The organism is Streptomyces pristinaespiralis (genome assembly GCF_001278075.1).
Taxonomy (GTDB): domain Bacteria; phylum Actinomycetota; class Actinomycetes; order Streptomycetales; family Streptomycetaceae; genus Streptomyces; species Streptomyces pristinaespiralis.
Window position 1 is genome coordinate 7,922,545 of the sequence record NZ_CP011340.1, and the last position, 12,289, is coordinate 7,934,833.

Annotated in this window: 10 protein-coding genes; 9 read left to right on the top strand and 1 reads right to left on the bottom strand. The window is 74.9% G+C overall.

From position 1 onward, the window contains the following. The first annotated feature begins 24 nt into the window (after positions 1 to 24). Entirely contained in the window at positions 25 to 762 is a 738-nt protein-coding gene (locus tag SPRI_RS34005; protein ID WP_234020462.1) for an SDR family NAD(P)-dependent oxidoreductase, read from the top strand. Positions 763 to 841: 79 nt separating this feature from the next. On the opposite strand, the gene SPRI_RS34010 is transcribed toward SPRI_RS34005, so the two are convergent. After that, positions 842 to 1,954 (bottom strand): MGDG synthase family glycosyltransferase, encoded by a 1,113-nt coding sequence (locus SPRI_RS34010; RefSeq protein WP_053557639.1) that lies wholly within the window; start codon positions 1,952 to 1,954, stop codon positions 842 to 844. Between the two features lie 318 nt (positions 1,955 to 2,272). Between SPRI_RS34010 and SPRI_RS34015 the strand changes: the two genes are divergently transcribed. From SPRI_RS34015 to SPRI_RS34050, 8 genes are all read left to right on the top strand, one after another. Continuing rightward, the gene (locus tag SPRI_RS34015) at positions 2,273 to 3,124 is read left to right on the top strand and encodes a DMT family transporter (protein WP_053557640.1); all 852 of its coding nucleotides are present in this window, start codon (positions 2,273 to 2,275) and stop codon (positions 3,122 to 3,124) included. Further along, the gene (locus tag SPRI_RS34020) at positions 3,118 to 3,861 is read left to right on the top strand and encodes a polysaccharide deacetylase family protein (RefSeq protein ID WP_078535432.1); all 744 of its coding nucleotides are present in this window, start codon (positions 3,118 to 3,120) and stop codon (positions 3,859 to 3,861) included. Before SPRI_RS34015 ends, SPRI_RS34020 begins: the two co-directional genes overlap by 7 nt. Positions 3,862 to 3,975: 114 nt before the next feature. Next, positions 3,976 to 4,737, top strand: coding sequence for a DeoR/GlpR family DNA-binding transcription regulator (locus tag SPRI_RS34025; protein WP_005321188.1), 762 nt, complete (start codon positions 3,976 to 3,978; stop codon positions 4,735 to 4,737). Beyond that, positions 4,734 to 5,681 carry a 1-phosphofructokinase gene (gene pfkB / locus SPRI_RS34030; RefSeq protein ID WP_053557641.1) on the top strand — a complete coding sequence of 316 codons (948 nt, stop codon included), beginning with the start codon at positions 4,734 to 4,736 and terminating at the stop codon, positions 5,679 to 5,681. Before SPRI_RS34025 ends, pfkB begins: the two co-directional genes overlap by 4 nt. Positions 5,682 to 5,810: 129 nt before the next feature. Beyond that, the gene (locus tag SPRI_RS34035) at positions 5,811 to 7,832 is read left to right on the top strand and encodes a PTS fructose transporter subunit IIABC (RefSeq protein WP_053557642.1); all 2,022 of its coding nucleotides are present in this window, start codon (positions 5,811 to 5,813) and stop codon (positions 7,830 to 7,832) included. Between the two features lie 301 nt (positions 7,833 to 8,133). After that, positions 8,134 to 8,412, top strand: a complete 279-nt coding sequence (locus SPRI_RS34040; protein WP_053557643.1) for an HPr family phosphocarrier protein — start codon at positions 8,134 to 8,136, stop codon at positions 8,410 to 8,412. After that, on the top strand, positions 8,409 to 10,124 hold the full coding sequence (ptsP, locus tag SPRI_RS34045; protein ID WP_063805371.1) for a phosphoenolpyruvate--protein phosphotransferase: 1,716 nt from the start codon (positions 8,409 to 8,411) through the stop codon (positions 10,122 to 10,124). The genes SPRI_RS34040 and ptsP overlap by 4 nt, the downstream gene beginning before the upstream one ends. A 225-nt stretch (positions 10,125 to 10,349) precedes the next feature. Next, positions 10,350 to 12,224, top strand: coding sequence for a SpoIIE family protein phosphatase (locus SPRI_RS34050; RefSeq protein ID WP_078951330.1), 1,875 nt, complete (start codon positions 10,350 to 10,352; stop codon positions 12,222 to 12,224). Positions 12,225 to 12,289: the final 65 nt, after the last annotated feature.

The window sequence follows — 12,289 nt, forward strand, 5'->3', positions numbered from 1 at the left end:
CAGGGAAGAGCGCAAGGGCCGGTGATGCTGATCACCGGGGCGTCCTCCGGCATCGGGGCCGCCGTCGCGACCCGTTTCGCCGCCACCGCGGGCTGGCGGCTGCTCCTGCACGGACGTGACGCGGAGCGACTGGACCAGGTGGCGGCGCGCACAGGCGGAACCGCCCTGCGGGCCGACCTGACCGACCCGGCGAGCGCGAGCCGGATCGCCGCAGCGGCCATCGGATCCGCCGGCCGCGTGGACGTCCTGGTGGCGGCGGCCGGCGTCGGCTGGGCGGGGCCGTTCACCGACATACCGGCTTCGGCGATCGACGAGGTGCTGGCCGTCGACCTGGCGTCCGTGGTGCACCTGGTGCGTCACCTCCTGCCGCAGATGATCGAGCGGGGCAGGGGACGCATCGTGCTGCTGGGTTCCATCGCCGGTGCGGTGGGCGTCGGCGACGAGGCCGTGTACTCGGCCGCCAAGGCGGCGCTGGGCACCTTCGCCGACAGTCTCGCGTACGAACTGAGAGGGACCGGCGTGACGATCTGCCTGGTGCTGCCCGGCATCGTCGACACGCCGTTCTTCGAACGGCGCGGTACCCCGCCCCGTCGCTCCGGTCTGAAGGCCCTCACGCCGGAGGAGGTGGCCGACGCGGTCTGGCGTGCGGTGATGATGCGGCCTCGTGCCGAGATCTTCCTGCCGAGGTGGCTGCGGCTGCCGGCCCGCATCCACGGAGCGGTGCCCCTCGTGTTCCGGCGGCTGGCCGAGCGCTTCGGCTGAGCGCTTCGGCTGAGTTCTTCGGGTGTTTCGGCCGAGCGGTTCGGCCGGGCCGGCGAAGGCCGTCGCCTCCGGGCCCGTCTCAGGCGCCCGGCGGACCGCCGCCGGGCAGGGCGGCGACGAGGCGCGCCGCGTCGCCGCGGAACAAGGCCGCGGCGCGCGCGACCTGACGGTCCCTCGTCGCACCCGGCGCCACCAACTCACGTACACGGGCCACCAGGTCGCCGATGCTGCCCGCCCACGCCGTCACGCCCTCCGCCGCCATCGCGCGCACGCCCTTGACCCCGTGGCCGGCGATCGGCCGGTAGCCGATGACGGGAACGCCCGCGGCGAGAGCCTGCACCGCGGTCTGGCCGGCCGCGTTGTCGATCAACAGCCGTGCGTGGGCCATCAGTTCCGGCAGATCGTCCACCCAGCCCAGCGCGACGGCGCCCGGCACCGCGCCCGCCCGGCGGCGCAGCCGTTCGTCACGGCCGCACAGCAGCACGGGGAGGCAGCCGTGGCGCGCGAGCACCTCCGCGGTGCGTGTCAGCCCGGACCCCACGCCCCACGCTCCGGTGCAGATCAGTACCGGCGGCCGGCCGTCGGCCCAGCCGGGCGGGTCCTGCGCGGCCGGACGGCCGAACTCCGGCGGCACCACCGGCCCGGGGGCGGCCGCCGGCCGGCCGGTCGCCGCGCGTACCGCCTGCGCGCACGTGTCGGTGACGCACAGATACAGGTCGTTGCCCGGGTGGAGCCAGCCGCGGTGCACGGCGAAGTCGGTGACGAAGACCGCGCTCGGGACCGCCAGGGTGCCGCGGTCGCGCATCCGGCCGGTGATCTGACCGGCCAGATGGAAGGTCGACACCACGGCGTCGGGGCGCCGGTCGCGGACGAGCGCGCCCAGCCGGCCCTCCGCGAGTGCGGTCAGCGGGGCCATTTCCGTGAGCGGGCCGCGGCGTGACGGCGGCCGGCCCGCGCCGTTCCGCGGCGCGAGGAACACCGCGTGGACGCCCGCGTAGAGACCGGGAGCATGTCGTACGGAGAAGCGGTACGACGCCCGCAGGGCCCGTCCGGCACCGGGCGGCAGGAGGGTCAGCACGTCCCGCACCAGCACCTCGTGGCCCGAAGCGGCGAGCCTGCGCGCCATCTCACCGGCGACCGCGTCGTGACCGGCCCCCATGCCCGCACTGAGCACCATGAAGCGCCCGCCCATGGGGCCACCTCCTCGGCACCTGTGCGCCGGACAGATCCGTCCGGTCCATGGTGGCCCCGGACCGGCGCCGCCGGTGCCCGCAAGGGGGACAGGCTGGACCGATCGGGTGAACCGGCGCCCGCGGGCCCTGCTGTCGGACGGCGACCGGCCCGTTCCCCGACAGGCTGGACCCGTTACTCGACAGGCTGGACCCGCTCGGTCCGTGATCCGGGAGGTCCGCATGTTCCGTCGGTCCCGCGCCGCTTCGACCCCGGAGCCGGGCCCAGGGGAGCGCGAGCGCCGGGCGAGCCGCCCGGCGCGCGGGCGGGACATGGCGCGATGACGGCACTGTCCGTCTGCCTGGCGCTGCTCGCCGCGCTCGCCAACGCCGCGGCCTCCGTGCTCCAGAGGCGGGCGCTCGCGGACATGCCCACCACGACGGCCATGGCGCTGCTGCGTCGGCCGGGGTGGATGTGGGGCGCGGCGATGCTCGTCGTGTCGGGGGCTCTGCAGGCGCTGGCGCTGGCGACCGGGCCGCTCGCCGTGGTGCAGCCGGTGATGAGCACGGAACTGCTGTTCACCCTGCTGGTCGGAGGCATCGCCTTCCGGCGCCGGCCCGACCGGCGCACCCAGGTGGCGTTCGTGGCGATGGCGGTCGGCCTCGGCGGGTTCCTCGCGCTGGCCGCCCCGTCCGGCGGCCGCGATACGGTGCCGGCCGCGCACTGGGCATGGGCCGGGCTCTCCCTCGCCGCCGCGGTCGCCGTGCTGATCGCGGTCTCGATCCGGCTTCCGTCCTCTCCGCGCGCGGCGGTGCTGGGCACCGCGACGGCGATCGGCTTCGCCTGCACCGCCGTGCTGTTGAAGGACGCGCTGGGCCGGCTGCCGGAGGGCGTCGGCGCGGTGTTCACGACCTGGCAGCTGTACGCGGCCATGGCCGTGGGACTCGGCAGTTTCCTGCTGCTCCAGGTGGCGCTCCGGGCGGGTTCGCTGGCTGCCTCGCAGCCCGCGCTGACGCTGGGTGACGCCCTGCTGAGCGTGGTGCTGGGAGTGGTGCTGTTCCAGGAGAACCTGAACCTGGAGTGGCGTACGCCGCTGGAGGTGCTGGCACTCGGCCTGCTGATCGGCGGCTGTGTGGAACTGGCCAGGTCCCCGCTCATCGGGGAGGACGCGGAGGGTACGGGGAAATGGTGAGCCCCATGAACGGATCCACCGCCGCCCTGGCGGTCACGGGAGCGGCGCTCGTCGCGGCCGGCGCGCACATCGGGCCCGCGGCGACCTGGCTTCCCGGCGTGCGCGGCGCTCTCGCCCCCGTGCTCGACGGGCGTGGCGACGGGGACCGGGTGGCGCTGACGTTCGACGACGGACCCGACCCCGGCAGCACACCGCACTTCCTGCGGGCCCTGGACGAACTCTCCGTACGGGCGACCTTCTTCGTGCTCGGGAGCCGGCTCGCGCAGCACCCCGGACTGGGCAGGCGGATGGCGGCGGAGGGCCACGAACTGGCCGTGCACGGCTGGCACCACGAGCGGCCCTGGTACCCGCGGCCGTCGCGGGACGTACGTGACCTGGCCCGCACGGCGGACCTGGTCACGGAGATCTGCGGCGAGCGGCCGCTCTGGTACCGGCCCGCCTACGGGATCCTCACCGGCGGGCGGTGGTACGCGGCCAGGGCCAACGCGCTGCGCCCGGTGCTGTGGACGTCCTGGGGGCGTGACTGGACGGCCGAGGCGACGCCCGGGAGCGTGCGCGCGGAACTGGGCAGGACCCTGCGGGGCGGGGCGACGGTGCTGCTGCACGACACCGACGCGATGAGCGCTCCCGGCTCGTGGCGAGCGGCTCTCGGGGCGCTCGGCCCGGTCGTGGCGGACTGCCGGGCACGCGGGCTGTCCGTCGGCCGGCTCCGCGATCACGGTCTGCCCCCTCGCTGACCCTCCGGCCTGTTTCTGTCCGTTTGCATGCCCGGATCTGTTTACTTCTCTGTGGTTCGTGCGTAGCATCGGGGAAAACCACAGACTCGGTCATGGAAACGGATGTAAAACCACATGTTCGCTGCGGAGCGTCAGCAGGAGATCATGCGCCTGGCCCGCGAAAGCGGTCGGGTGGATGTGCTGTCCCTCGCCGAGGAGTTCCAGGTCACCGCGGAAACCGTGCGACGCGACCTGAAGGCCCTCGACCGGGCAGGGCTGGTGCGGCGTGTGCACGGCGGCGCCATCCCGGCCGAGCACCTCGACTTCGAGCCCGACCTCGCGGAGCGGGACACGGTCGCCGCCGACGAGAAGGAACGGATCGCGCGGGCCGCGCTGGGCGAGCTGCCCGGCGACGGCAGCGTGATCCTGGACGCCGGCACCACGTCCGCACGACTGGCGGCCGGTATCCCGGTGGAATCCGGGCTGACCGTCGTCACCCACGCGCTGCCGGTCGCCGCCCGCCTCGCCGACCACCCCGGCATCGCCCTCCACCTGGTCGGCGGGCGCGTCCGGCACCGCACCCGCGCCGCCGTCGACGCCTGGGCCCTGCGCGCGTACGGCGAGATCAAGGCGGACGTCGTCTTCCTCGCCACCAACGGTTTCGAGGTCGAGGGCGGCCTGACCACCCCCGACCTGGCGGAGGCGGCCGTCAAGCGGGCCGCGATCGCCGCCGCACGCCGGGTCGTCCTGCTCGCCGACTCCACCAAGTTCGGGCAGCAGCACTTCGCGCGCTTCGGTGACCTGGCCAACGTGGACCTGCTGATCACCGACACGGGTCTGAGCACCGACGACGCACGCTCCATCGAGCGGCAGGGCACGGAGGTCGTCCGCGCATGATCCTCACCGTCACTCCCAACCCGAGCCTGGACCGCACCTACGAACTGCCGTCCCTGGACCGCGGAGCCGTGCTGCGCGCGGCCGGGGACCGGGTCGACCCCGGCGGCAAGGGCGTCAACGTCTCCCGGGCCGTCGCCGCGGCCGGCCACCGCACCGTCGCCGTCGTACCGCTCGGCGGCCCGGAGGGCGCGCTGCTCGACCGGCTGCTCGGCGAGCACGGCATCGAGGCCGCCGGCGTCCCCGTCGCCGGTTCGACCCGGGTCAACATCACCCTCGTCGAGCGTGACGGCACACTGACCAAGGTCAACGCCGCCGGACCCGACCTCGCCCCGGCGGAGGCGGAGGCGCTGCTGGAGACCGTCCGCACCCGCTCGGCGGAGGCGGACTGGATCGCCTGCTGCGGAAGCCTGCCGCGCGGCCTGCGTCCCGAGTGGTACGCGGAACTCGTGGCACGGACCCACCGGGCCGGTGCCCGTGTCGCCCTCGACACGTCCGGAGCCGCCCTGACCGCCGCGCTGCGGGAGCGGCCCGACGTGGTCAAACCCAACGCGGAGGAACTCGCGGAAGCCGTCGGCCGGCCGCTGGCCACCGTCGGCGACGCCGTCAAGGCGGCGGAGGAACTGCGCGACCGGGGCGCCGGTGCGGTGCTGGCCAGCCTGGGCGCGGACGGCCAGCTGCTCGTGGACGACACCGGCGTCTGGTTCGGCCAGGCCCCGGCCGACGCCGTCCGCAGCAACGTCGGCGCCGGGGACGCCTCCCTCGCCGGCTTCCTCACCGCGGGCGGCGCCGGCCCCGCCGCCCTTGCGGCCGCGGTCGCCCACGGCACCGCCGCCGTGCAACTGCCGGGCAGTGTCATGCCGTCACCGGCCGACCTGGACCCGGAAGCGGTGACGGTCACCGCTTCCGTCCCCCTCGACCGCGTCCTCGGGGAGCCGGCGTCATGACCTTCCGTCCGGGCCGGGCCCACCGTCCCCCTCGTACCGGTGCGCGGTCCTGCGGCCGTGTCGGCACCGGGGCCCGCCCACCACGTCCCACCACCGCCCTCGGGCGGTTCGCGAGCAAGGAGCCGCGTGATGAGTGAGTTGATCACCGCAGAACTGGTCGACGTCGACCTGGCCGCCGAGACCAAGCAGACCGCCGCCCGGTCCCTCGCAGAGCGGATGGTCGCGGCCGGCCGCGTCACCGACCTCGACGGCTTCCTCGCCGACGTGGCGGCCCGCGAGGCGCAGATGCCGACCGGACTCGACGGCGGCATCGGCATTCCGCACTGCCGGAGCGAGCACGTCACCGCCCCCACCCTCGCTTTCGGCCGCAGCGCCAGGGGGATCGACTTCGGCGCCCCGGACGGGCCCGCCGACCTGATCTTCCTGATAGCCGCGCCGGCGGGCGCCGACGACGACCACCTGACGATTCTCTCCGCCCTGGCCCGGCGGCTCATGGACGCGGAGTTCACCGACGCGCTGCGCGCCGAGCGAGACCCGGCGGCGGTCGCGGCCCTGATCCGTGGCGAGGAGGCCCCGGCGCCGGCCGGGGCCACCGGTGCTCCCGAGGCCGCCGGTGAGGTTCCGGCCGCGGCCGCCCCCGAGGCCGCCGGTGAGGTTCCGGCCGCGGCCGCCCCCTTCCGGATCGTGGCCGTCACCTCCTGTCCCACCGGGATCGCCCACACCTACATGGCCGCCGAGTCGCTGCAGAAGGCCGGCGAGGCCGCGGGCGTCGACGTCGTCGTCGAGACCCAGGGTTCCGCCGGATTCACCCGCCTCGACCCGGGGGTGATCGCCGCAGCCGACGCCGTGATCCTCGCGCACGACGTGGAGGTCAGGGAGAAGGACCGGTTCGCCGGCAAGCCGACCGTCGACGTCGGCGTCAAGGCCGCCATCAACCGGCCCGCCGAACTCATCGCGGACGTACGCGGCAAGGCCGCCCGCGGTGAGACCACCGCCGCGGCCGCCGCCACGGCGCCCATGGACACCGGCGCCCCCGGCGACCACTTCGGCACCCGGCTGCGCAAGTGGCTGATGACCGGAGTCAGCTACATGGTGCCGTTCGTCGCCGCGGGCGGTCTCCTCATCGCCCTGGCCTTCGCCATCGGCGGATACGAGATCAACAGCGCCCCCTCGGTCGCCGAGCACTTCGTGTGGACGGAGGCCGCCAGTTGGGCCGCCCTGCTCTTCCAGACCGGCGGCGCCGCGTTCGGCTTCCTGGTTCCCGTCCTCGCCGGATACATCGCGTACGGCATGGTCGACCGGCCCGGTCTCGTACCAGGGTTCGTGGGCGGCGCCATCGCCGTCACCATCAACGCGGGCTTCCTCGGCGGACTCGCCGCCGGCCTCATCGCGGGCGCCGTGGTGATGGCGATCCAGCGCGTCCGTGTGCCGGCCGTGCTGCGCGGCGTCATGCCGGTGGTCGTGATCCCGCTGATCTCCGCCGCGGTCGTCGGGTTCCTGATGTTCATCGTCGTCGGCAAACCGATCGCCTCCCTCCAGAAGGCCATGACCGACTGGCTGAGCGGCCTGTCCGGCGGCAACGCCGTGCTGCTCGGCGTCCTGCTCGGCCTGATGATGTGCTTCGACCTCGGCGGCCCGGTCAACAAGGTGGCCTACGCCTTCGCGGTGGGCGGCCTCGCGACCCCCACCGACGGCAGCCTCAAGGTCATGGCCGCGGTGATGGCGGCCGGAATGGTCCCGCCGCTCGGCATGGCACTGGCGACGACCGTGCGCGCGAAACTCTTCACCAAGGCGGAGCAGGACAACGGCAAGGCGGCCTGGGTCCTCGGCGCCTCGTTCATCAGCGAAGGCGCGATCCCGTTCGCAGCGGCCGACCCGCTGCGGGTCATTCCCTCCGCGATGGCCGGCGGCGCGGTCACCGGCGCCCTCTCGATGGCCTTCGGCGCCACGCTGCGCGCACCGCACGGTGGCATCTTCGTGGTCCCGCTGATCGGCGGACCGCTGGTCTACCTGCTGGCCATCGCCGCGGGCACCGTGGTCACCGCCGGTCTGGTGGTCCTCCTCAAGAGCCGCCGCAAGCCGGCCGGGTCGGCGGCCACCGCCCCGGCCGCCCCCGAGGCCGCGGACCCCAAGGTCCCGGCGGCCGCCTGAAGCTCCTGGCCCGGGCCGTCCCGGGTCTGCCCGGGACGGCTCCCGGCAGGCCCCGGTCGGAACCCGGTGCGGGGACAGGTCCAAGGACACGTCCCCGCACCGGCTCCCGGACAGTCCCTGGACAGGTCCAAGGACCTGTTCGCGCACAGACCCCGTACAGGCCCCCATTCGGCTCCCGGACCGGTCCGGGAGGCGGTTCCGGGGCCGGAACCCGCCCACCGGCCCAGCGTTGTGCCTGTCCACGGCGGACACACCCCCACCGGCAGCTCTCGTCCCACCATCCCGTAGGAGTGTCATCCCCATGCCCCAGCGCACCGTCGTCATCGGCTCCCGCTCCGGACTTCACGCCCGGCCCGCGTCGGTCTTCGTCCAGGCCGCCGCCCGCCAGCCCGTCAGGGTGACCGTGGCCCGCGACGGAGGCTCCCCGGTCGACGCCCGCAGCCTGCTGTCGGTGCTGGCGCTCGGCGCCAAGCACGGTGAATCCCTGGTGCTGTCCGCCGAGGGCGACGGCGCGGAGGCCGCCGTCGAGGAACTGGCGACGCTCGTCGCCGCCGACCTCGACGCCCAGGAGCAGCGGTGACGACCGGTACGACGACCTCCGACTCTCCCGCGGTCCCGGTCACCGGGGTGCTGAACGGCATCGGCATCGGCGGCGGCAGCGCCGCCGGGCCCGTCGCCCGGATGGCCCAGCCGTCCGTCCTGCCGCCTCCCCGCACCGTCGACCCGGCCGACGTACCGGCAGAGGCGGCAGCGGCCCGGGCCGCGCTGGCCAAGGTCGCCGCGGACCTGGAGCAGCGGGCGGCCGCCGCCGGCGGCGACGCGGCGCAGGTCCTCTCCGCGCAGGCGATGATGGCCGCCGACCCGACTCTCGCCGACCAGGTCGGCGAGCTCGTGGCCGACGGGGCCGACGCCGCCCACGCCCTCGACAGGGCGTTCCGCGCCTTCCGCGCGTCGCTCGAGGCGGCGGGCGGCTACTTCGCCGAACGCGTCGCCGACCTCGACGACCTCCGCCGGCGGTCGGTCGCGGCGGTCCAGGGCCTCGCGATGCCCGGCCTGCCGGACCCCGGCCATCCGTACGTCCTCGTCGCGGACGACCTCGCGCCCGCCGACACCGCGCTGCTCGACCCGGCCGAGGTCCTCGCCCTGGTCACCGAGCGCGGCGGCCCCACCAGCCACACGGCGATCCTCGCCAAGATCCTCGGTCTGCCGGCCGTCGTCGGATGCGCCGCCGCCGCGGAGCTGACGGACGGCACGCCGGTGCTCGTCGACGGCGCGGCCGGCACGGTCGAGACCCACCCGGCCCCGGACACCGTCGCCGAGGCCGCCGCGCGGGACGCACGACGCCGCCGGGCCGCGGCCGAGGTCAGCGGCCCCGGCAGGACGGCCGACGACCACGCGGTCAAACTGCTGGTCAACCTGGGCGCCTTGCAGGAACTGGACGCGGCCGCGGCCGCCGACAGCGAGGGCGTGGGGCTGTTCCGCACCGAGTTCCTCTACCTCGACCGCGAGCAGGCTCCCACCGCGAAGGAGCAGACCGACGCCTACCGCGCGGTCTTCGACGCCTTCGCCGGGCGCCGCGTCGTCGTACGCACCCTCGACGCGGGGGCCGACAAACCGCTGCCGTTCGTCACGACGGCCGACGAACAGAACCCCGCCCTCGGCGTGCGCGGCCTGCGCACCGCACGCCGTGACCCGGAGCTGCTCGAGACGCAGCTGGCCGCGATCGCCGCGGCGGCGGAGGGCACGGGAGCCGACGTATGGGTGATGGCGCCCATGGTCTCCGTGCCGAGTGAGGCAGCGGCCTTCGCGGCACGGGTGCGCGCCCACGGGCTGCGGACCGCGGGCGCCATGGTCGAGGTCCCGGCCGCGGCGCTGAGGGCGGGAGACCTCGCCCGGCAGTGCGACTTCCTCAGCATCGGGACGAACGACCTGGCCCAGTACGCGTTCGCGGCCGACCGCACCCTCGGCACGCTGGCCGAATTCCTGGATCCCTGGCAGCCGGCCCTGCTCGAACTGGTGCGGGCGGCGGCCGGGGCGGGCGCGGCCTACGACCGCCCCGTGGGGGTCTGCGGCGAGGCCGCGGCCGATCCGCTGCTCGCCCTGGTCCTCGTCGGGCTGGGCGTGAGCAGCCTCTCTGCCGCGCCGAGCTGCCTGGGGGACGTGCGCGCCACCGTGGCTGCGCACACCCTGGACGACTGCCGGCGGCTCGCCGCACTGGCACTGGCGGCCCCGGACGCGACGGCGGCCCGCGCGGCCGTGCGGGACGGTTCGGTGCAACCGGCCCTCACGTAGCCCTGCCCTCTCCGGGGGGCACGGCCTGGGGCTGCGATGCGGCGGGACCGTTCCCCACCACCGGGCGGTCCCGCGACGGCGCCCCGGGCCGGTCCCCCTGGGGCACGCCCAAGGCGGTGGAGCAGCGCACCGCCGCCCCGGATGCGAGCATGACGAGAGGGCCGTCGAAGACGTGCCCGCGCCGGTGCGGCGCAGGAGGAACGGGCGACCCGGGGATGGTGGGGCGTGAACGGCGCTGACCGGCCGCTGGAGCTCGACTTCCTGCGTGCCGTGTTCGAGAGCATGGGTGCCGGGCTGTACGTCACCGACACCTCGGGGCGACTCACTGCCTCGAACCCGTGGGCCGACCGCCTCCTCGGCCGCGACGCCACGCAGATGCTGGGTCAGGACCTTCACGACCTGCTGCACCGGCAGGCCGACGGCAGGACGATCCCCCGGGACGAGTGCCGAGTGTTCTCCGTGCTGACCACCGGCACCCCCGCCGAGGGAAGCGACGAGTTCTACCTGCGGGCCGACGGCACCACCGTACCGATCATCTGGGCCGCCACACCCCTGTTCCGGCAGGGGAAGGTGGACGGTGCGGTGATCGTCTTCCACGACTTCAGCCTGCACCGCCGAGCCGTCGACCAGCAGGCGACGCACCTCATGGCACTGGAGGAGCTCACCGAGCGGCTGACCATCGTCGCGGAGATCTCCGCCGTGCTCAGTTCCACGCTCGACGTCCCGAAAATGCTGCACCGGCTGGTGCGTCTGCTGGTGCCGGAGCTGGGCGACTGGGCGGCGGTCGATCTGCGTACGCACCCTCAGGCCGACGACCTGCGCAGGATCGCCGTGCGGTGCGAGGACCACCTCGGGCAGAAGCACGACCACGGCGGGCAGAACCACGGAGGTGGGGACGACGGACCGGACGACCGCCCGCCGCCGGACGCGCTGCTGGGCCCGCTGCCGCCGTTGACAGAAACACCCTCCGCGTCGGCCCTCGCGCGTGTGCTGCGGGGCGGCCGGCCCGTGCGGCTGGACGCCGAGGACCTCGCACCGCAGGCCCCGCTCGCCCGGGCGCACCGGGACCTGTTCGATCGGCTCGGCGGGCATTCGGCGGTCGTGGTGCCGCTGAGCACCACGCGCCAGGTGTTCGGCGCGCTCACCGTGGCGCGCCGCGGCGAACGTCCGCCCTGCACGGAGGCCGACCTGTTGGTGCTGGCCGACATCGGGCGCCGGGCCGGCCTGGTGCTGGACAACGCCCAGCTGTTCGACCAGCAACGGCAGCTGGCGGAGACCATGCAACGTCAGCTCCTCACGCCGCTTCCCCAGGTCGACCACCTCCAGATGGCCGCCCGCTACCAGCCCGCGGAGAGCGCCGCCGAGATCGGCGGAGACTGGTACGACGCCTTCCTCCTCGCCGACGGCGCCACGACGATGGTCATCGGCGACGTCGTGGGCCACGACCTCAAGGCCGCGGCCCACATGGCCGAGGTGCGCAACATGCTCCGCGCGCTGGCCTGGGACCGGCAGGAACCTCCCAGCCTCATCATGCGACGCCTCGACGAGGCGATGACCAACACCAGTGACGCCCCCATGGCCACCGCCGTCTTCGCCCGGATCGAGGGCGAGGAGGGCGGGCCGTGGCAGCTGCACTGGGTCAACGCCGGCCACCCGCCGCCGCTCCTCGTGACGTACGACGGAGAGGCCCGTTACCTCGAAGCGGGCCACGGGCCCCTTCTCGGCATGGACTCCGCGCTGCATCTGGGCCTGGGATGGCCCGACGCCCGTGAGAGGCTTCCCGCCCGGTCCACGCTGCTGCTGTACACCGACGGCCTGGTCGAGAGCCGGACGCGTTCCATCGACGGGGGGCTGGCCGAGCTGCGCCGCCACGCCGGCGCCCTCGCGCACCGGGACGTCGAGGACTTCTGCGACGAGCTCCTGGCCCGCATGGCGCCCAGTGGCGACGACGTCGCCCTCCTCGCCCTGCGCATCCCGGAGTGGGGGGAGGGCCGGGACGGCAAGCCACCGCCGCGGCAGCAGTCGCACAGCCCGGCCGCGCCCAACCGCGCCGCCCCCGGGTCCCTCGTGGAGGACACCGAGGTACGGGACACGTCCTGACCGGCGATGCCCGCCGGGCGCTCCGGTCCGCGTTCCGGCCGGGAGCCGCCCGGCGGCCGGGACGC